Source organism: Mycobacterium sp. (assembly GCF_046330795.1).
Classification (GTDB): Bacteria; Actinomycetota; Actinomycetes; order Mycobacteriales; family Mycobacteriaceae; genus Mycobacterium.
This window is the reverse complement of record NZ_JAXLSA010000002.1, coordinates 829,212-849,064: the sequence shown is the minus strand read 5'-3', so window position 1 is coordinate 849,064 and position 19,853 is coordinate 829,212. Positions and strand designations below refer to the sequence as shown.

The window sequence follows — 19,853 nt, the reverse complement described above, 5'->3', positions numbered from 1 at the left end:
CCTCATTCGCTAACCCCGATATCCTCGTTCCACAGCGCCGGATTGGCCGCGATGAAGTCCGTCATCATGGATACGCAGCGCTGGTCGTCCAGCAGCGTAATCCGCACACCGTGCTCGGCCAACCAGTCATGACCGCCGGAAAACGTGCGCGCCTCACCGATGATCACCGCGCCGATGTTGAACTGCCGGACGAGTCCGCTGCAGTACCAGCAGGGCGACAGCGTGGTCACCATGATCGTCGAGCGGTAGTCACGCTGCCGGCCCGCGTTGCGGAATGCGTCGGTCTCGCCGTGCACTGACGGATCGTCGTTCTGCACCCGCCGGTTGTGGCCGCTGCCCAGCAGGGTGCCGTCCGCGTGGAACAACGCGGCACCGATCGGAATACCGCCCTCCGACAGGCCTTTTCGGGCCTCGGCGACGGCGACGTCGAGCATCTCCTCCGGTGTCATACCAGGGCGCGCTCGGCGTCGATCTTGGACCGGCACAGCAGTAGGTAGCAGCCGCCGGCCAGCAGGAAGCCGACGAAGAACGTCACGTCACCGAGTTGCGGCACCGCGCGCACCAGATAGCCGACGAACTTCGCCTGGTTGCAGAAGAAGAGCACCGACACCACCAGTCCGATGACGAAGCTCAGCAGTCCCGGCCAGTTGGCGTAGGACCGGTCGTAGAGGAACCCATCGATGTCCTGGCCGCGGCGCAGGTACTGGTCGGCGAACACCACACCGAGCCATGGTCCGATCCAGTACGCGATCAACAACAGGAACGCCTCATAGCTGGCGGCGGCGTCGGCCAGCGCCCACTTCGCGATCAGGAAACCGACCACGCCGAAGAACACGGTCACCAGGGCGCGGGCGATGTGGTGGGGCAGTTTGATGCCGATCGTGACGAACGCCATCGCTCCCGAGTAGACGTTGATGGCGTTGGCGGCGACGGCCCCGATCGCGATGGCCAGCAGCGTAAGTTTGGCCAGCCATGAGCCGAGTTCGGCGGTGAATGCCTCGGTCGGATTGTCCGAGGCCGCCGGCCCGATGGTGACGGACGCCGCCCCCACCGCCTCGAGGATCACGCATGACACGAAAAGCCCTGCCGCAGCGAAGAATCCGGTTGCCCGACCGGCCATCGCCTTGGGCAGGTACCGCGTGTAGTCGGCGGCGTACGGCGTCCAGCCGGCGGCATAGCCGAACGCGGTGCCCACGGTCAGCAGGAATCCGCCCATGCCGCCGACCCCGCCCTCGGCCACCGGCGCCCCAGGGTGCGACTTGGACAGGATCACCACCGAGGTGATCGCGAAGATCACCGCCAGAACCGGGAACGCCCAGCGCTCGAAGGCCTGCACCAGGTTGTGCCCGAAGAACGCCAGCCCGGTCTGCAGCAGCACGATCAGCACGAGCGCCAGCAGCGGGCCGATGTGCAACAGCGTCGACAGGGCGAACGCACCGCTGACACTGTTGGTGGCGAACCAGCCCAGCCCGGCCGTTACCGACATCAGCACCGCGGGTACAGCGTTGCCCTTGAACCCGAACGGCAGCCGGCCGAGCACCATTTGGGGAACCCCGTGCAGCGGACCGCGGGCGGACAGGACGTAGTGCGCGATCGCGCCCAGCCCCGTCCCGACGACGATGCCCAGCACGGCCTGCCAGAACGTCATGCCGTAGTACGTCACCGCGAGCACGCCGACGAAGATCGTCGCGAACTCGAGGTTCGGCGACGCCCACGTCCAGAACAGCTGGCTCGGCCTGCCGTGCCGGTCCGCTTCGGCGATGTACTCGTTGCCGCCGGGCTCGACGGCGACGATGCGGTCGCGGTAGCTGCCGTCGGTGGTGGGTTCAGCTGTCATGCGAAGACTGTGGCCCCGCGCCGACCGTCCCGCAACCGAAACGCCGCCTTCGGCGTCGCACGGACGCTCCGGGCGAGCGTGCGCAGAAGTACGCCAGGACCGGCGTGTCGGCGCACCAACACGCACGTTCGCGGCAAATGCCGCGTGGGTTCAGTCGAATTCGGGCGCCTCGGTGCGCGACCGCTTCAGCTCCCAGAAGTGCGGGAACGACGCGAACGTCACCGAGGCGTCCCACAGCTTGCCGGCCTCCTCGCCGCGCGGGATGCGGGAGAGCACGGGCCCGAAGAACGCCACCCCGTTGACGTGGATGGTAGGAGTCCCGACGTCCTCGCCGACGGCGTCCATGCCCGCGTGGTGACTCTTGCGCAGCGCCTCGTCGTACTTGTCGGAGGTGGCCGCCTGCGCCAACTCGGCGGGCAGCCCGACCTCGTCCAGCGCCTTGGCGATGACATCGGGGAGATCCTTGTTGTCCTTGTTGTGAATCTCGGTGCCCATCGCGGTGTACAGCGCCGCCAGGATCTCCGGGCCCTTCAGCTGTTCGGCGGCAATGGCCACCCGCACCGGTCCCCACGCGGTCTTCATCATCGCCTGGTAACGCTCGGGCAGGTTGTCCCGGCCCTCATTGAGCACCGCGAGGCTCATGACATGGAAATTCACGTCGATGTCGCGAACCTTCTCCACCTCGAGGATCCACCGCGAGGTGATCCAGCACCACGGACACAGGGGGTCGAACCAGAAATCGGCGCGGGACTTCTCGGACATGGGCAGCCTTTCGAGTGCGGGCGGGTTCCGGGTAGCACAACCGCCTCCAGCCAACCCGTGTTCCCGGTCGGCGTCCAGAGCCAACCAACCCCTGCGTGAGCGCCGAAGCCGACTACTGTTGGCGACCGTGGCACTTCCCAACTTGACCCAGGACCAGGCCGCCGAGCGCGCCGCGCTGGTGACCGTCGACAGCTACCGCATCGACCTCGACCTGACCGACGGGGCCGGCAAGCCCGGCGAGAAGACGTTCCGTTCGGTGACCACCGTGGAGTTCGACGCGACGCCGGGTGCCGACACCTACCTCGACCTGGCCGCGGATGCCATCCGCAGTGCCACGCTCAACGGCCAGGACATCGACGTGTCGGCCTACGACGAATCCACCGGTGTCGCGCTGCGCGGCCTGGCCGCCCACAACGTCGTCGTCATCGACGCGGACTGTCGCTATACCAACACCGGCGAGGGCCTGCACCGCTTCGTCGACCCCGCCGACGGCGAGGTCTACCTGTACTCGCAGTTCGAGACCGCCGACGCCAAGCGGATGTTCGCCTGCTTCGACCAGCCCGATCTCAAGGCCGCCTTCGACATCACCGTCACCGCGCCGGCGCACTGGGAGGTGATCTCCAACGGGGCCACCGTTTCCGCCGAGCGCGATGGGGACGTCGCGGTGCACACCTTCGCGACCACTCCCCGGATGAGCACCTACCTGGTGGCCCTGATCGCCGGGCCCTACGCCGTGTGGCGCGACGTCTACACCGACGAGCACGGCGAGATCCCGCTGGGCATCTTCTGCCGCAAGTCGCTGGCCGAATACATGGACGACGAGCGGCTGTTCACCGAGACCAAACAGGGATTCGGCTTCTACCACAACAACTTCGGCACGCCGTACGCGTTCGGCAAGTACGACCAGCTGTTCGTGCCCGAGTTCAACGCCGGCGCAATGGAGAACGCCGGCGCGGTCACGTTCCTCGAGGACTACGTCTTCCGGTCCAAGGTCACCCGGTACTCCTACGAGCGGCGGGCCGAGACCGTGCTGCACGAGATGGCGCACATGTGGTTCGGCGACCTGGTCACCATGCGGTGGTGGGACGACCTGTGGCTCAACGAGTCCTTCGCCACCTTCGCCTCGGTCCTGTGCCAGGCCGAGGCCACCGAATACGACACCGCCTGGACCACGTTCGCGAACGTCGAGAAGTCCTGGGCGTACCGGCAGGACCAGTTGCCGTCGACGCATCCGGTTGCCGCCGAGATTCCCGATCTGCACGCCGTCGAGGTGAACTTCGACGGCATCACCTACGCCAAGGGCGCCAGTGTCCTCAAGCAACTGGTGGCCTACGTCGGGCTGGACGCATTCCTGTCGGGGTTGCGGGACTACTTCCGCGACCACGCCTTCGACAACGCCACCTTCGGGGATCTGCTGGGCGCCCTGGAGAAGTCGTCCGGGCGCGACCTGTCGCACTGGGGCCGCCAGTGGCTCAAGACCACCGGGCTGAACACGCTGCGGCCGGACTTCGACGTCGACAGCGACGGCAGGTTCACCCGATTCGCCATCGAGCAGGGCGGGGCCGCCCCGGGCGCCGGGGAGACCCGGGTGCACCGGCTGGCCGTCGGCATCTACGACGACGACGGCGGCAAGCTGGTGCGCGTGCACCGGGAGGAACTCGACGTCGATGGTCCGACGACGGATGTTCCTGCCCTGCAGGGAGTTTCACGCGGGAAGTTGATCCTGGTCAACGACGACGACCTGACGTACTGCTCGCTACGGCTGGATCCCGCATCGCTCGAGACCCTGCTGACCCGGATCGCCGACATCGCCGACTCGCTCCCCCGTACGCTGGCCTGGTCGGCGGCCTGGGAGATGACCCGCGACGCTGAGCTCAAGGCCCGCGACTTCGTCGCGCTGGTCAACGAGGGAATCCACGCCGAGACCGAAGTCGGTGTGGCCCAACGCCTCCTGCTGCAGGCGCAGACCGCGCTGGGCTCCTACGCCGAGCCCGGGTGGGCGATCAACGAAGGCTGGCCGGCATTCGCCGACCGGCTCCTGGAATTGGCGCGCGCCGCGGAGCCGGGATCGGATCACCAGCTGGCGTTCGTCAACGCACTGTGCACGTCGGTGCTGTCGACCCGGCACGTGGTGGTCCTGGCCGACCTGCTCGGCAACGATCCCGCGCGGGAAGGTCTGTCCGGCCTGGACCTCGACCGCGACCCGACACCCCACGGCCTACCCGGCCTCCAGGTGGACACCGATCTGCGCTGGCGCATCGTGACCGCACTGGCCCGGTCGGGTCATCTCGACGCCGACGGCACCGCCACACCGTTCATCGACGCCGAGGCAGCACGGGACAACACCGCAGCCGGCAAGCGCAATGCCGCCGCCGCGTCGGCGTCCCGGCCACAACCGGCGGTCAAGGAAGCCGCGTGGCAGCAGGTGATCGAGGACGACACCCTGGCCAACATCACCGCGCGTTCGATCATCACCGGGTTCAACTCCCCCGGTCAGGGTGAGGTGCTTGCGCCGTTCACAGCGCGCTACTTCGCGTCGATCAACGGTGTCTGGGAGCGGCGGTCCAGCGAGGTCGCGCAGACCGTCGTGATCGGGTTGTACCCGTCGTGGGACATCAGCCCGGCCGCGATCAGCGCCGCGGACGCGTTCCTGGCCGACCCGGAGGTACCGCCCGCGCTGCGCCGGCTGGTGGTCGAGGGCCGCGCCGGCATCGAACGGTCACTGAAGGCGCGCGCCTTCGACAACGGGTAACTTCTCCCGGCGAGGGTGCACGGATGTGCATTTCGGCGGCCCGCAAATGCGTACAGCTGCCCGCTCGCGGAGAGAAAAGCCGACCGCTACGGGCGGGAGATCCCCGCGCTCAGCACCCGGATGGCACTGACCAGACCGTCGATCAGATTGCCGTCCTGGAAGGCCGAAGCCGCGGCCGCAACACCCAACGGTGCCGCCGACTCCGCGCCGCGACCCTGCAGGGCCGAGCCGTAGACGACCTCGATGGCGCGCTGGTTGGGGGACACCGCCAACAGCACCGCGTCGTTCGGCGTCGGTACGCGGCCGAGGATCTGACGGGCCGACGCGGCCGTGTCCGCGCCGAGGTCGCCGATGAACACGGCGAAGCGCGCCTTGGAGGCACGCGAACCGTACTTCAGCGCCTCGTCGAGGGCGACCCGGTCGCTGATCGAGAACGGGTAGCTCTCCGAGAACTCACCGGGCTCGGTGACACCCGAGACCCGCCCGGAGGACGTGACCACGAATCCGCGGGGCAGCGACGCCGGATCGACCGTCGCTACCGCATGTTCACCACCGGCCACTTGCGCCACCTCCAACTTCGAATCCGTGTCCGTGCGCGTCGCCGACGTTCTCGTCGGTGGCCGCCCACAGGATGGGGCCGTACGTCCACTGCTCGGACAGCGCGTACGCCTTGGGATGCGGGCTCTTCTTCGTCAGGGTCAGCAGGGCAAACACCGCCGCAATCAGCAGCGGGACTCCCCCGATGAGGGAGTGCGTCATCGCGGTACTCACGCCGGTAAACCTAGCGCACGCCTGCCCGGGGAGTGCGGCAACGGTCGCCGTGCCGTCAGGCGGCGCCTTCGCCCAGATAGCGCACCCACGCGGGGTCCAGTTCCTTGACCGTCGACAGCAGCCGCCAGTGCTGCCCCTTCGGCGGCATCGGCGAGGACCGCAGTGCCCAGCCCAGCTCGGAGAGCAGCTTGTCGGCCTTGCGGTGATTGCAGGCCGAACAGCACGCCACGCAGTTCTCCCAGCTGTGCTGCCCGCCGCGGCTCCGGGGGACGACGTGGTCGACGGTGTCGGCCTTGCCACCGCAGTACGCACACCGGAACCGGTCGCGGTGCATCAGCGCGGCCCTGGTCATCGGGATGCGGGCCCGGTAGGGCACCCGCACGAAGACCCGCAGCCGGATCACCGAGGGCACCGAGATGGACCGGGTGGCCGAGTGGATCACGGGTCCGGTGGGGTCGTCGTGGACGACCTCGGCCTTACCGCACAGCAGCATGATGATCGCCCGTCGCATCGGCAGCGCGGTGAGCGGTTCGTAGGTCGAGTTGAGCAGCAGTACCCGGCGGCGTCCCCACACCGATCCACCGTCGGGTGGCGTGTCGACGCTGTGCAGGGAAAGCGAGGTTCCCGCCGCGACCAGACCTGTCGCGGCGCGATGGCTGCTGATATTCGTAGGGTTCCGCTTGCGCTGCGCCATTCGCCCTCCAGCGGACAGTCCACCACGGATCGGCGGCAATCGCACGGCAATTTGGTCCGTGTTCGCTGGTCAATCCCGTGAACAACGGGTGACGACGGCCCCGGATCACCGATCCGCTTCAATGGAGGTGATGACCTACGGCGAACACGGCCCGCAATACCCCGGCGGCTACCCCTATGCACCGCCCCCACCGGGCGGCTACGCGCCCTACCCCGGGGCGCCCTACCCGGGTGGTCCCTATCCGCCGGGCTACTACCCGCCCCCCACTGGCCCCACGCCGCCGGCGCGGCCCCAGTGGCTGGCCATCCTCTCCATCGCGTTCGCGTTCGTGTTCGCTCCCCTGGGCGCGGTGTTCGGCCATCTTGCGCTCAGCCAGATCAAGCAGGGCCTGCAGCGTGGGCGTGACCTCGCACTGATCGGCCTGACGCTGTCGTACGCGTTCATCGTCCTGACGGTGGCGGCGCTGGCCGTGTGGATCGTCACCGACGCCGACTCCCGGGACACCATGGTCGCCAGTTCGCCCGGCGGCACGGTCGCCGACCCTGCTCATCCCGAAACACCTTCTGCCCCAGGCATTTCCGGCGATCTTTCCGGCGTACTGCTCGGTGCGGACGAGCTCGGGGCCATCCTGCACACCCCCGGTTTGACCGAGACGAAGTCCAGCAAGGGCGAGTCGAGCAGTTCCAAGGACGCCAAGGCCGACCCGGCCGAGTGCGCAACCGCGGTGGCCGCGGGCCTCAACACCGTCTATGACCACAGTGGCGCCACCGACTACGCCCGCGCCGGTTACAGCGACCCGACCACCGCGACGCTGGTCGACGAGGTTGCGGCCTCGTTCCCGACCGCCACCGACGCCAAGAAGTTCGTCGCCGAGAACGCCGAGTTGTGGGCCCGGTGCGCCGGCAAGACGTTCACCCTGTCCTCGTCGGACAGCCCCGCGCTGACCTGGGACCTCGGCACGCCCGTCACGTCCGGGAACCGGGTGACGCTGCACAACACCCTGACCGCGCACCAGGGTCTGCCCCAGCACCGCATCCTCGCCGCCAGGGGCAACATCGTCATCGATATCAGCGTGCTGGCAAAGCAGCTCGGCGACGAACCCGCCACCATCGCCGACCGGATGCTGGACCGGATCCCGGGATGACCGAGCCGCAGTCCTTCTACGACGCCGTCGGCGGCGCGCCCACGTTCCGCCGGATCGTGGCGCGATTCTACGAGCAGGTGGCCGATGACGAGATTCTGCGCCCGCTGTATCCCGAAGAGGATCTGACCGGAGCCGAGGACCGGCTACGGATGTTCCTGGAGCAGTACTGGGGCGGGCCGCGCACCTACTCCGATCAGCGTGGACATCCGCGCCTGCGGATGCGGCACGTGCCGTACCGCATCGGTCCGATCGAGCGCGACGCGTGGCTGCGCTGCATGCACACCGCGATCGCCGAGATCGACGCCACCACGCTCGACGACGCGCACCGGCGGGCGCTGCTCGATTACCTCGAGATGGCCGCCGACTCGATGATGAACTCCCCGTTCTGACGTAGCCGAGTTCGACCGGGTCAGCGCAGGACGACGGCGGGGTTGCCGCGGCGGCGGTAGAGCGAGCCGAACCGGGCGTCGATGCGCAGCCAGGTCGGTGTCGCCCGGACCCGCACCACTTCGTCGACGGGCACGGAACCGGGCGAGAAGTCGTCGGCGGCGTCGGTCCGCTGGGGCAGGAAACCCATTGCGGTCAAGGCGAATACGCATCGCATCGGGACGCCGACCGCATGGCCGCCGGCGGTGACCTCGACCACCTCCTGATCCAGCAGCGACACCGGCGGTCCCTGCGCACTTCCGTGCTCGCCGGCCAGTGCCTTACCCCGCTCGGCAAGGTCGAGCATCACCCGCGCCGGCACGTCGTCCAGGTGGACGAAGCCGGTCCGGGGCGGCAGCACTCCGCGCCAGGCCGAATCCATCGCGTATCCCGGATCGACATACCCGGAGCGCTCACCGGCGGCCAGACCCTGGAGCAGGGCGTCGGCGCCGGCCGACAGATCGTCCGGACGCAGCCGGCCGCGCACCACCCGGCACGCAAGCACGTCGAATCCCGTTGCGAACCAAGCGACCACGGTTTCCTCGTCACGGGCCCGCAGTCGAAGGACCGCCGCATCGTCGAGTCGGCGCGCCCGCACGGCGAATGTCGTGAGGTCGGCGCGGTCGGCCTCGTCAGGCAGCCAGAGGCCCCGCTCGGCTATCTCAACCACCGCTCGAGGTACTCACGGTGGGCCGGGGACAACCGCACCAGCTTCTGCTCGTCGATGTCGAAGGCCGCCAACTGCGTCTCGGCGATCACCGCGGGCCGGGAGTCGGGATCCGCGTTCACCCCACGAACCTCGTAGCCCAGAGTGAAGTCGACCGCCCGTAGCCGATTGACCCAGATGGTCACCCGCAACGGCGAATCAATAAGGCGCAGTTGGCCTTTGTAGCCCACTTTGACCTCGGCTATCAGCAGGCCGACCGTGGTGATCGTCGGGCCGAACGCATCGGCCAGGAACGGGACCCGCGCCTCTTCGAGAATGGTGACCATGGTCGCGTGGTTCACATGCTGGTACATATCGATGTCCGACCAGCGCACCGGCACGGGGGTGACGAACCCGGGCTTGCTCAAGTGTTGCTCCCTGTCCTGGTCCGGGTCATGTTGCGGATCTGGCGTGCGGCCACCGACAGTGTCGCCAGATCGCGTTCCTCGTCAGCGTAGATCTCTTCGAGCGTGCGACGGGCCCGGTCCAGCCGCGAGGCGTTGGTCTGCTGCCATTCGGCGATCTTCTGCTCCCCCGTCTCGTCGGGCTCACCGACCGCCAGCACATCGAGGGTCAACGTCCGTACCGAACTGTAGATGTCGTCGCGAAGCGCCAGACGCGCCAACGAATGCCAACGATCATCTCGCGGCAGCCCGGACACGGCCGTCAGCAGGCCCTCGGTACCCAGATGATCCATCAGCGCGAAATAGGTGTCGGCCACCTCGGCGGGCTCCCGCTCGAGAATGTCGGCGATGTCGATGATGTCGAGCAGACTGAACTGGTTCAGCCCGGTGGCCACCGCGTACGCCAACTCCTCGGTGGCCCCGTTGTCGGTGAAGTGAGTTGCGTCCTGCCTGGTGATGGCGAGCTCGTCGCCGCGCAGCCAGTCCATCATCCGGGGGGTCAGCGCGGCGACGTCGGTGGCGAACCGGTTGATCTCGGCGCCGACCGCCAGCGGCTGCGGGCGGTTGTTCAGCAGCCACCGGCCGGCGCGGTCGATCAGGCGGCGCAGATCCAGCGTCATGCGGTCGGAGATGTCGACCCGAATGTCGTTGGCCAGACCCGCTTCCCGGACCCGGCGCCACAGCCGGCCAACACCGAAGATCGCATCGGTGGCTACATACGTGCGTACCGCGTCCACGTAGCCGACGCCGACGTCCTCGCAGATCCGGTAGGCGAACGAGATTCCCGCCGTGTCGACGAGATCGTTGACCAGCATGGTGGTGACAATCTCGCGACGAAGTTGGTGGCCCCGGATCTCGGGCCCGAACCGTTCGCGCAACTGGGCCGGGAAGTACGACGGCAGCCGGGCGGCGAACACCTCCTGGTCCGGCAGATCGCTGGCAAGCACCTCGTCCTTGAGCGCGAGTTTGACGTGCGCCATCAGCGTGGCCAGTTCGGGCGACGTCAGACCGAGGCCCAGGTCGGTGCGGCGGCGAATCTCCTTGTCGCTGGGCAGCGCTTCGAGTTCACGGTTGAGCCCGCGGGTGGATTCGAGCTCCCGGATCTGCCGGGCGTGCACATTGAGCAGGCTGGCCGCATTGGCGCGGCTGGTTCCCATCAGATCGTTCTGGGCAATGTTGTCGGCGAGCACCAGGCTGCCGACCTCGTCGGTCATCGACTCGAGCAATGCGATGCGTTCCTTGCGCCCGATACGTCCGTGCGTCACCAGCGAATCCACCAGGATCTTGATGTTCACCTCGTGGTCGGAACAGTCGACGCCGGCGGAGTTGTCGAGCGCATCGGTGTTGATCCGTCCACCGGCCAGATCGAATTCGACCCGCCCCAGGGACGTCACGCCGAGGTTGCCACCTTCGCCGATCACCTTGGCGCGCAGTTGGTTTCCGTTCACACGAACCAGGTCGTTGGCACGGTCGCCGACAGCGGCGTCGGACTCGATTTCCGCCTTGACGTACGTGCCGATGCCGCCGTTCCACAGCAGGTCGACGGGCGCCATCAGGATCGCCTTGACCAGAGCGGGCGGGGTGAGCTCGGTGACGCCGTCGCCGAGACCGAGGGCGGCCCGGATCTCGGGGCTGATCGGGATCGACTTCTGCTCGCGGCTGAACACCCCGCCGCCGGCAGAGATGAGCGACTTGTCGTAGTCGTCCCAGGTCGAGCGTGGCAGGTCGAACATGCGCCGGCGTTCGGCGAAGCTGGCTGCCGGATCCGGGTCGGGGTCCAAGAAGATGTGCATGTGGTTGAAGGCGGCGATCAACCGGATGTGCTCCGACAGCAGCATGCCGTTGCCGAACACATCGCCGGCCATGTCGCCGATGCCGACCGCGGTGAAGTCCTGGGTCTGGGTGTCGACCCCCATCTCCCGGAAGTGGCGCTTGACACTCTCCCAGGCGCCCTTGGCGGTGATGCCCATCGCCTTGTGGTCATAGCCGACGGAGCCGCCCGAGGCGAAGGCGTCACCGAGCCAGAAGCCGTACGAGTCGGCCACACCGTTGGCGATGTCGGAGAACGTCGCCGTGCCCTTGTCGGCGGCCACCACCAGGTAAGCGTCGTCGCCGTCGCGGCGAATCACCTGTGCCGGCGGCTGTATGGCGCCCGAGGCCTTCTCGACGTTGTCGGTGACATCGAGCAGGCCGGCGATGAACAGCCGGTAGCAGGCCACCCCCTCCTCGCGGGCAGCGTCGCGGTCGGCGGCGGGGTCGCCCGTGGGCAACGGCGGATTCTTCACCACGAAGCCGCCCTTGGCGCCGACGGGCACGATGACGGCGTTCTTGACGGCCTGCGCCTTCACCAGGCCGAGGATCTCGGTGCGGAAGTCCTCGCGGCGATCCGACCAACGCAGCCCACCACGGGCCACCGCCCCGAACCTCAGGTGGACGCCCTCGACCCGCGGTGAGTACACGAAGATCTCGAACCGCGGCCGCGGCAGCGGCAGTTCGTCGATCAGTCCGGGATTGAGCTTCATCGAGACGGCGCCGAGCGCACGGGCCGAATTGGTCTTGGTGACAAAGTAATTGGTGCGCAAAGTGGCCTGGACCATGGAGGCGAAGGCACGCAGCACGCGGTCGGTGTCCAGACTCACCAGCGCGTCGATATCAGCGGCGACGGCGGCGGCAGCGGCCTGCGCGCGCTGGAGTCTGTGAGACTCGTCCATGGCCGGGTCGAACACGGCCTCGAACAACTCGACCAACGACGCGGCAGTGCCCGCGTGACCGTTGAGAACCGACTCGATGTGGGCCTGGCTGTACGGAAAACCCGCCTGCCGCAGGTACTTCGCATAACACCGCAGGATCACCACCTGCTGCCAGGTCAACCCGGCGCGCAGCACCAGCTCGTTGAACCGGTCGACCTCGACCCAGCCCTGCCAGATCGCGGTCACCGCATCGGCGAATCGTCTTGCGACGTCATCGAGTTCACCGTCGGACGCGGCGGCGATCGTAGGCAGCCGCGCCACCCGGAACTGGTAGATCCAGACGGGCAGACCATCGGGCTTGGTGACGGTGAACGGACGTTCGTCGAGCACCACCACACCCATGCACTGCAACATCGGGAGCAGTTCGGACAGCGATGCCGAGCGCCCGCCCAGGTACCACGTCAGCCGGGCGTCCTCGCCGTCGCGGCCGTCGGAGAACACGAGCCTGACCGAATCCCCGTGCAGCTCTTGGATGATGGCGATGTCGTCGATCGCCTCGAGCGGGCTGACCACCTGCTTGTAGGCCTCGGAGAAAGCCGTGGCGTAGTGCTCGGCGAAAACCGGGTCGATCGAGCCCGAGGGTACCGCTCCGAGCAGCCGGTCACCCCAGGTCCGGGCTGCCGCGGTGAGCAGTTCCTGGATCCGGTCCTCGTTGGCCATCGAGACGTCGACGTCCTGCCGCAACGTGCCGTCGGGCAGCTTCACCGTGAAATGAACCAGCGCCCAAGGCGATTCGCTGACTCGGGCCGCGTATTCGATGCTGACGCCACCGAACTCGCGGACCAGGATGTCCTGCATCTCGAGTCGGACCGCCGTGGTGTAGCGGTCGCGGGGAAGGTACACCAGGCAGGACACGAAGTGCCCGAACTGGTCGGCGCGCGTGAACAGCAGCGTGCGGCGGCGCGATCCGAGGTCGGCGACCGTAATCGCCATGTCGTGCAGCTGCTGTGCGCTCAGCGCGAAGAGCTCCGAACGGGGAACGGTCTGCAGCACGTCGAGCAACAACTGCCCGGGCTGGCTGGGGTCCTTGTCGGCCATCGCCAGGGCGTCGTACACGCGCCGGGAGATCAGCGGGATCTCGAGGACGTTGGCATTCATCGCAGCCACGGTGAACAGCCCGACGAAGCGGTGCTCGGTGGTCAGGGTCCCGCCGTTGCCGGCCCGCTCCTCACGCACGACCACGATGTAGGGGTAGGCGCCGTAGCGCAGGTCGCTGGAAATCGTTGCCTGCGCCAGGACCAGCAACTCGTCATTGTCGGTGAGCTGGGGCAGGTCCTCGTCGCGCAACTTCAGGACGCCCAGTCGGCTGTCCTGCTCGACCGACGACCGGCCCTCACGCACCGGGCAGGACTGGTAACCGAGAAGCACGAAGTGCCCGTCGGCCAGCCAGCGCAACAGGTCGGCAACGTCGCGTCGGTCAGGGCCCGGGAAGTGGGTGCCGGAGTCGGCGTCGAGCGCGTCGGCCAAGCCGATCAGCCGGGCGTTCATGGCCGCTGAGTCGACCGTCACCTGATGGCTGTCGGCCAGGACGTCGGGGAGTATCCGCTGGGCCTCGGCGAGCGCACGCCGCCCGACGGTGGGTGCCAGCTGGATGTGGATCCACGACTCGGTTGCATCGTCGGCGCTGGGGGTGATGTCGAGCAGTTCACCGGCCGCGCCGCGGCGGACGATGAATCGGGGATTCATGATGGCCTCGTACGGCACGCCGAGCCGGTGCAGCAGCATGGTGACCGAGTCCATCAGCGCTTCACCGGCGTCGGCGACGATCTGCAGGGCCGGGCCGAAGCCACCCGCGTGATCGCCGTCGTACACCGCGATCGGCGTTTCACCCGGCAGACGCCGGCCGGCCAGTTCGAACTGCGCGCGCAGCAGAGCCGCCAGCTCCCCGTCGATACCCGGTGGCAGTGTCCCGGTGGCGCTGTCTCCGTTCGGGTTCTCGCGATGAGCGCCGCGGTATGTGCCCAGGTAGGCCTGCCGCAGCTTGTCGACCTGATCCGGTGACAAGCTCGTCCAGTCGATAGGAGAGGGCGCACCGGAATTCACCGTCATCGGATCGACTCCTGGGTCAGCTGTACGCCAGGCGCCGTTGGCCGGGCACAGCCGACAACATTAGTCCCGTGTGAGCTTTCGGTGGGTGACCCTGTGCGGACGCGCTGCCTCGGCGCCGAGACGCTCGACCTTGTTCTCCTCGTAGGCCCCGAAGTTGCCCTCGAACCAGAACCACTTGGCCTCGTTGTCGTCGTCACCCTCCCACGCCAGGATGTGCGTGCAGGTGCGGTCCAGGAACCACCGATCATGGCTGATCACGACCGCGCAACCCGGGAACTGTTCCAGCGCGTTCTCGAGCGAGCCGAGCGTTTCGACGTCGAGGTCGTTGGTGGGCTCGTCGAGCAGGATCAGGTTGCCGCCCTGCTTGAGGGTCAGCGCCAGGTTGAGCCGGTTGCGTTCACCGCCCGAGAGCACCCCGGCCGGCTTCTGCTGGTCGGGTCCCTTGAAACCGAAGGCCGAGACGTAGGCCCGCGACGGGATCTCGTTCTGTCCGACCTCGATGTAGTCCAGCCCGTCCGAGACGACCTCCCAGACGTTCTTCTTGGGGTCGATGCCGGCGCGGTTCTGGTCGACGTAGCTCAGCTTGACGGTCTCACCGACCTTGACGGTGCCACTGTCGGGCTCCTCGAGGCCGACGATCGTCTTGAACAACGTGGTCTTGCCGACGCCGTTGGGGCCGATGACACCGACGATTCCGTTGCGCGGCAACGTGAATGACAGATCCTTGATCAGCGGACGGCCGCCGAACCCCTTGTCGAGGTGCTCGACCTCGACCACCGTGTTGCCCAGCCGGGGACCGACCGGGATCTGGATCTCCTCGAAGTCGAGCTTGCGTGTCTTCTCGGCCTCGGCGACCATCTCGTCGTAGCGCTGCAGGCGGGCCTTGTTCTTGGCCTGTCGAGCCTTGGCGCCCGAGCGCACCCACGCCAGCTCGTCCTTGAGGCGCTTCTGCAGCTTCTGGTCCTTCTTGCCCTGGACCTCGAGACGCTCGGCCTTCTTCTCCAAGTACGTCGAGTAGTTGCCCTCGTACGGGTAGGCACGGCCGCGGTCGAGTTCGAGGATCCACTCGGCGACGTTGTCCAGGAAGTAGCGGTCGTGGGTGACGGCCAGGATGGCACCCGGGTAGGACGCCAGGTGCTGTTCGAGCCAGAGCACGCTCTCGGCGTCGAGGTGGTTGGTGGGTTCGTCGAGCAGCAGCAGGTCCGGCTTGGACAGCAGCAGCTTGCACAGCGCAACCCGGCGCTTCTCACCGCCGGACAGATGCGTCACCGGCTCGTCGGGCGGCGGGCAGCGCAGGGCGTCCATCGCCTGTTCGAGCTGCGAGTCGATGTCCCAGGCATCGGCGGCGTCGAGCTCCTCCTGCAGCTTGCCCATCTCTTCCATGAGCTCATCGGAGTAGTCGGTGGCCATCAACTCGGCGACCTCGTTGTACCGGTTGAGCTTGCCCTTGATCGGGACGCCCTCTTCGACGTTCTCGCGGACCGTCTTGGTCTCGTCGAGCACCGGCTCCTGCATGAGGATGCCGACGGTGGCGCCGGTGGCCAGGAAGGCCTCGCCGTTGTTGGCCTTGTCCAGGCCGGCCATGATCCGCAGGACGCTGGACTTACCGGCGCCGTTGGGGCCGACCACGCCGATCTTGGCGCCCGGCAGGAAGTTCAGGGTGACGTCATCGAGGATGACCTTGTCGCCGTGGGCCTTGCGGACCTTCTTCATCGTGTAGATGAACTCAGCCATGCGGCAGCACTCTTTTCTGGTCGCTATCGGAATTACTCGCGCCCCATCTTAGGGAGGGCGACGATCCGCCGGAGATCCGGCGGTGAGGAGCCCGACAATTCGGCCGGGCAGGGCGACGATCCGCCGGAGATCCGGCGGTGAGGAGCCCGACAATTCGGCCGGGCAGGGCGACGATCCGCCGGAGAGCTGCTCGGTCAGGACGGCCAGTGACCGACCACGCCGCCATCGAACTCGAGGTCGGTATGCGCGAAGTCGTTTCCGATCGCCAGCAGCGGTTCGCCGGCCACCGCCGCCACCGCGTAGGCCATGCAGTCGCCGAAGTTCAGGGCAGCGCGGTGCCGGCCCTTGCCGTAACGGGCAAATGCGCGCTGCGCTGCGATCGCGTGCTCAGCAGTGAAATCGACTGTTCCCAACCCGATTTCACTTCGCAGCCGCTCGAACACCGTCCGACCGGCCGGACCATGCCGCGCCGTGAGGACGATCAAGCATTCCGCGATGCTCGGCGCACCCATCCGGACCGCTCGGTGCGCAGCAATGGCGTTGATCACCGCCGGCGAATACGGCTCCTCGTCCTCGATGAGCGCGATCAAGGCCGATGCATCCACGATCACCGGTGTCACACCCCGGCGCCGGGCGAATAGCCGAGAATTTTCTCGCGTTCGCCCTTCGACACGGGCCGACGATCGTCGAGCAGGGGCCAGATCTCGGTGCGCAACACCTCCTGCAGCGCGTCCTCCTGGTCGGTCCGTCGAGTCTGCATCGACGACAGCTGAAGGTTCAGCGCGCGCCGGATCGCGTCGGTCTTCGTGGTGTCCCATCGCGCAGCCAACTCCGCGGCAAGTCGGTCGACCTCAGGATCCTTGATGTTCAGGGCCATGGTTGAATGGTACCTATCCAAGGTACTTTCTACCCTGGGGATCGAATGAGCGTGACAACGCCGCCGGTTGCGTTCGGGCGGCCCGGCAACCCGGCACGGTAGGCCGGGGCCGCCCGAACCCGTCAGGCCGACAACGGCAGTGGGCCGTCCTCGGTGGCATCGGCATCACCCGTCTCGGCGGCGACCGCGGTGGACGGCGACTCGGTATCGCGCAGAGCCTCGAGCCGCTGCAGCTTGACGATGTAGCGCGACAGGTCCGGGCCGACGGCCTGTGCGCGCATTTCCAGCGACTGACGCCGATTTCCGTCGCGGTCGTCGTACTCGTTGGTGTAGATGTTGCCGACGACGATCACCGCGTCGCCCTTGCGGAGGCTGGCGACGACACCGGTCACGAGCCGGCCCCAGCAGTTGACGTTGACGAACAGCGTGTCGCCCGACTCCCAGGAGCCGTCGGCCGTGCGCCGCCGCGCGGTACTGGCCAATCGGAACTTGACGACGTCGTGCTCCCCGGCGGCGCGGCGGGTCGGATCGTTGGCCAGATGCCCAACGACGGTGATCGGTGTCTCGAACATGGTGCTTCCTTTCGGGTGGGTGTTCTGCTGACACCACCTCGCCGGAAGGCACCGACAAACGGGCCCCGGGGCGCCGCCGGACGGCCGTCGCTGTGGATGGCCACGGAACTGTGGATAGTGGGCGCGCCTCGCCGAACCCGACCGACCCATGCTCGCCGGGCCTCGCGCTCGCAGAACCACACCGCTCGCCGAACCCGACCGACCTATGCTCGCCGGGCCTCGCGCTCGCAGAACCACACCGCTCGCCGAACCCGACCGACCCATGCTCGCCGGGCCTCGCGCTCGCAGAACCACACCGCTCGCCGAACCCGACGTTTGGGCGGCGTCTACTCGCCTCTTCTCGCCGAAACGTCCGTTTCGGCGTGGGTTCGATCGCCGCGCGCGAGTTGGGCGAGCATGTTGTTGTAGGCGGCCAGATCGGCATCGTGGTCGCGCTCGGCGGCCCGGTCCAACCGTTTGGCGGTGCGTCGATCGCTGCGCGACCACTGAACCAGCAGCGCGATCATCACCACCACCAGCGGCACCTCGCCGGCCGACCACGCAATTCCGCCGCCGAGCTGTTGATCACCCAGAAGATCTGTGTGCCAGGGCAATTGGAGCGACCTGTAGAAGCCCTCCCCCAGTACCTCACGGGTGCCCATCAGCACCACTCCGAAGAACGCGTGCAGCGGCAGTGAGGCGAACACCATCCCGAGCTTGCCCAGCGGCGGGATCGGCCGCGGCGTCGGGTCAACCCCGATGACCACCCAATAGAACAGATACCCCGACATCAGGAAGTGGATGTTCATCGCGACGTGACCGGCGTGGCTGCCGACCGCGGCGTCGAACAGGCCACCGAAATAGAGCCCGTAGAAACCCGCGACGAACATGATGGTCGCGACCACCGGATTGGTGAAGAACACCGACCAGCGGCTGTGCAGCGCCGCCAACACCCATTCGCGCATTCCCGGCGGATCGTCGCGGCCGGCCGCCGGCAGGGCGCGCAGCGCCAGGGTTGTCGGCGCCCCCAACGCCAGCAGGATCGGCACGAGCATCGACAACAGCATGTGCGCGGCCATGTGCATGCTGAACATGGCCGGCATGTACCGGCCGATGCCCGACGACGTCGCGAACAGCAGCGCCGCACACCCCAGCAGCCAGGCCACCAGGCGCCCGGTGGGCCAGTCGTCACCGCGCCGGCGCAGGCGCAGCACTGCAGCGACGTACACCGCGGCGAACAGCAGTGCCAGCGTCCCGAACAGCAGATCGAATCGCCAGTCGAAGAACACCCTGGCCACCGTCGGCGGGCCGGCCAGGTCGTACCCGATGGCCACCTCGACGGCCGACGGATCGGTCAGCCGGGGCGGCGGTGGCGGCGTGCGCCCCAGCGCGACGGCGACGCCGAAGGTCAGCCCGAAGATCAGGGCCTCGCCCAGCGCCAGGCGGATCAGTGGGGCACCGTTGGATGGATCGGCTTGCAGCGCAATCACTCCCATCCGTCGCTGCCGCCAGCCGAGAAGACCGAGCGCACACAGGGCCGCCAATTTCGCGAGCACCAGCCAGCCGTACCGGGTGTCGAACAGATCGCTGACCCGCATCCGCACCAATGCGTTGGCAACACCGGAACAGGCCATTGCCACGAAGCACCACAATGCGACCGCGGAGAACCGGCGTGCCGCCAGCGCCGCGTGTTCGGACCCGCGCAGCGCGTGGGCCAGCAGGGCCAGCAGACCACCGGCCCACACCGCGGCGGCGAACAGGTGGATCAGCAGGCTGTTGGTTCCCAGATCGTGCGCACCGCCCGCCGACGAGTGCCCCGTCAACCCCAGGGGGATCAGCGTCGCCAAGGACGCGCCGAACAAGGCCGGCGTCCACGACCAGCGCAGCACCGGGATGCTCGCGATCACGACGACGGCGGCCAGGAACGCGGTCCAGCGCCACGCCCCGGCGACGTCGACCAGACCCGCCGCCGACCAGATCGCCCGCGGACTCAGATGCTCTCCCAGCGGTTGGCCGGACACATCGGACACCGTCAGCGGAACCAGCATTGCCGCGCATACCGCCCACACCCCGGCGGCCAGCGTTCCGGTCCGCAGCGCGCGATAGCCGGGGGCGTCGAGCACGCCGTTCTGCTGAGGGGGGACGAAGAAGGCCGCGCACAGGAACGAACCCACCGCGACGGCGGCGGCGATCTCACCGGCCGCCCGCACGAACGGCAGGCCCAACGTCGTGACCGGCCCCGGGTCCGGCAGGCCCGTGGCCGTCAGCGCATCCGCGAGTGAGAGCGCAGCCAGTCCGGCGGCGGTGCATCCGGCCAGCAGGGCGACCCCGAGCAGCACGGGCCACACCGCCGAACGGCGCACCGGCACGGAGACTGTCACGGCTCCAGCGTATTG

Annotated in this window: 17 protein-coding genes; 3 read left to right on the top strand and 14 right to left on the bottom strand. The window is 67.9% G+C overall.

All coding sequences use genetic code 11. From position 1 onward, the window contains the following. Positions 1-2: 2 nt before the first annotated feature. From U0R18_RS11215 to U0R18_RS11205, 3 genes are all read right to left on the bottom strand, one after another. The gene (locus U0R18_RS11215; protein WP_526368225.1) at positions 3-449 is read right to left on the bottom strand and encodes a nucleoside deaminase; all 447 of its coding nucleotides are present in this window, start codon (positions 447-449) and stop codon (positions 3-5) included. Beyond that, a complete protein-coding gene (locus U0R18_RS11210; protein ID WP_526368224.1) occupies positions 446-1,837 on the bottom strand; it encodes a purine-cytosine permease family protein in 1,392 nt (463 codons plus the stop codon). Before U0R18_RS11210 ends, U0R18_RS11215 begins: the two co-directional genes overlap by 4 nt. Positions 1,838-1,987: 150 nt before the next feature. Then, positions 1,988-2,599: a DsbA family oxidoreductase gene (locus tag U0R18_RS11205; protein ID WP_526368223.1), complete on the bottom strand. Its 612-nt coding sequence runs from the start codon at positions 2,597-2,599 to the stop codon at positions 1,988-1,990. A 127-nt stretch (positions 2,600-2,726) separates the two neighbouring features. On the opposite strand from U0R18_RS11205, the gene pepN reads away from it, so the two are divergent. Next, positions 2,727-5,351: an aminopeptidase N gene (gene pepN / locus U0R18_RS11200; RefSeq protein ID WP_526368222.1), complete on the top strand. Its 2,625-nt coding sequence runs from the start codon at positions 2,727-2,729 to the stop codon at positions 5,349-5,351. 86 nt (positions 5,352-5,437) lie between these two features. Here pepN and U0R18_RS11195 read toward each other — a convergent pair whose 3' ends face one another. From U0R18_RS11195 to U0R18_RS11185, 3 genes are all read right to left on the bottom strand, one after another. Then, a complete protein-coding gene (locus U0R18_RS11195; protein ID WP_526368221.1) occupies positions 5,438-5,911 on the bottom strand; it encodes a DUF5130 family protein in 474 nt (157 codons plus the stop codon). Beyond that, entirely contained in the window at positions 5,898-6,110 is a 213-nt protein-coding gene (ctaJ, locus tag U0R18_RS11190) for an aa3-type cytochrome oxidase subunit CtaJ (RefSeq protein WP_526368314.1), read from the bottom strand. Before ctaJ ends, U0R18_RS11195 begins: the two co-directional genes overlap by 14 nt. Positions 6,111-6,177: 67 nt before the next feature. Then, positions 6,178-6,816, bottom strand: coding sequence for an HNH endonuclease signature motif containing protein (locus U0R18_RS11185; RefSeq protein WP_526368220.1), 639 nt, complete (start codon positions 6,814-6,816; stop codon positions 6,178-6,180). A 130-nt stretch (positions 6,817-6,946) separates the two neighbouring features. On the opposite strand from U0R18_RS11185, the gene U0R18_RS11180 reads away from it, so the two are divergent. Together U0R18_RS11180 and U0R18_RS11175 are read left to right on the top strand one after the other, a co-directional pair. Continuing rightward, complete coding sequence (locus tag U0R18_RS11180; RefSeq protein ID WP_526368219.1) at positions 6,947-7,960, top strand: sensor domain-containing protein; 1,014 nt, start codon at positions 6,947-6,949, stop codon at positions 7,958-7,960. Next, positions 7,957-8,349, top strand: a complete 393-nt coding sequence (locus tag U0R18_RS11175) for a globin (RefSeq protein WP_526368218.1) — start codon at positions 7,957-7,959, stop codon at positions 8,347-8,349. The genes U0R18_RS11180 and U0R18_RS11175 overlap by 4 nt, the downstream gene beginning before the upstream one ends. Before the next feature lie 20 nt (positions 8,350-8,369). Here the strand turns inward: U0R18_RS11175 and U0R18_RS11170 are convergent, their stop codons facing one another. From U0R18_RS11170 to U0R18_RS11135, 8 genes are all read right to left on the bottom strand, one after another. Then, on the bottom strand, positions 8,370-9,047 hold the full coding sequence (locus tag U0R18_RS11170; RefSeq protein ID WP_526368313.1) for a DUF8010 domain-containing protein: 678 nt from the start codon (positions 9,045-9,047) through the stop codon (positions 8,370-8,372). Beyond that, on the bottom strand, positions 9,044-9,460 hold the full coding sequence (locus U0R18_RS11165) for an acyl-CoA thioesterase (RefSeq protein WP_526368217.1): 417 nt from the start codon (positions 9,458-9,460) through the stop codon (positions 9,044-9,046). The genes U0R18_RS11170 and U0R18_RS11165 overlap by 4 nt, the downstream gene beginning before the upstream one ends. After that, the gene (locus U0R18_RS11160; protein WP_526368216.1) at positions 9,457-14,295 is read right to left on the bottom strand and encodes an NAD-glutamate dehydrogenase; all 4,839 of its coding nucleotides are present in this window, start codon (positions 14,293-14,295) and stop codon (positions 9,457-9,459) included. The genes U0R18_RS11165 and U0R18_RS11160 overlap by 4 nt, the downstream gene beginning before the upstream one ends. A gap of 60 nt (positions 14,296-14,355) precedes the next feature. Further along, positions 14,356-16,029: an energy-dependent translational throttle protein EttA gene (ettA, locus tag U0R18_RS11155; protein ID WP_526368215.1), complete on the bottom strand. Its 1,674-nt coding sequence runs from the start codon at positions 16,027-16,029 to the stop codon at positions 14,356-14,358. A 194-nt stretch (positions 16,030-16,223) separates the two neighbouring features. Continuing rightward, positions 16,224-16,640 (bottom strand): type II toxin-antitoxin system VapC family toxin, encoded by a 417-nt coding sequence (locus U0R18_RS11150; protein WP_526368214.1) that lies wholly within the window; start codon positions 16,638-16,640, stop codon positions 16,224-16,226. A 5-nt stretch (positions 16,641-16,645) separates the two neighbouring features. Then, positions 16,646-16,906 (bottom strand): type II toxin-antitoxin system VapB family antitoxin, encoded by a 261-nt coding sequence (locus U0R18_RS11145; RefSeq protein ID WP_526368213.1) that lies wholly within the window; start codon positions 16,904-16,906, stop codon positions 16,646-16,648. 122 nt (positions 16,907-17,028) lie between these two features. Further along, positions 17,029-17,478, bottom strand: coding sequence for a single-stranded DNA-binding protein (locus U0R18_RS11140; protein WP_526368212.1), 450 nt, complete (start codon positions 17,476-17,478; stop codon positions 17,029-17,031). A gap of 326 nt (positions 17,479-17,804) precedes the next feature. Continuing rightward, positions 17,805-19,838: a bifunctional copper resistance protein CopD/cytochrome c oxidase assembly protein gene (locus tag U0R18_RS11135; RefSeq protein ID WP_526368211.1), complete on the bottom strand. Its 2,034-nt coding sequence runs from the start codon at positions 19,836-19,838 to the stop codon at positions 17,805-17,807. Positions 19,839-19,853 lie beyond the last annotated feature (15 nt).

Excerpts from the sequence above, each read along its gene's own strand:
- U0R18_RS11215 (WP_526368225.1), bottom strand. The coding sequence starts at position 449 with ATGACACCGGAGGAGATGCTCGACGTCGCCGTCGCCGAGGCCCGAAAA.
- U0R18_RS11210 (WP_526368224.1), bottom strand. The coding sequence starts at position 1,837 with ATGACAGCTGAACCCACCACCGACGGCAGCTACCGCGACCGCATCGTC.
- U0R18_RS11205 (WP_526368223.1), bottom strand. The coding sequence starts at position 2,599 with ATGTCCGAGAAGTCCCGCGCCGATTTCTGGTTCGACCCCCTGTGTCCG.
- ctaJ (WP_526368314.1), bottom strand. The coding sequence starts at position 6,110 with ATGACGCACTCCCTCATCGGGGGAGTCCCGCTGCTGATTGCGGCGGTG.
- U0R18_RS11185 (WP_526368220.1), bottom strand. The coding sequence starts at position 6,816 with ATGGCGCAGCGCAAGCGGAACCCTACGAATATCAGCAGCCATCGCGCC.
- U0R18_RS11180 (WP_526368219.1), top strand. The coding sequence starts at position 6,947 with ATGACCTACGGCGAACACGGCCCGCAATACCCCGGCGGCTACCCCTAT.
- U0R18_RS11175 (WP_526368218.1), top strand. The coding sequence starts at position 7,957 with ATGACCGAGCCGCAGTCCTTCTACGACGCCGTCGGCGGCGCGCCCACG.
- U0R18_RS11160 (WP_526368216.1), bottom strand. The coding sequence starts at position 14,295 with ATGACGGTGAATTCCGGTGCGCCCTCTCCTATCGACTGGACGAGCTTG.
- ettA (WP_526368215.1), bottom strand. The coding sequence starts at position 16,029 with ATGGCTGAGTTCATCTACACGATGAAGAAGGTCCGCAAGGCCCACGGC.
- U0R18_RS11145 (WP_526368213.1), bottom strand. The coding sequence starts at position 16,906 with ATGGCCCTGAACATCAAGGATCCTGAGGTCGACCGACTTGCCGCGGAG.
- U0R18_RS11140 (WP_526368212.1), bottom strand. The coding sequence starts at position 17,478 with ATGTTCGAGACACCGATCACCGTCGTTGGGCATCTGGCCAACGATCCG.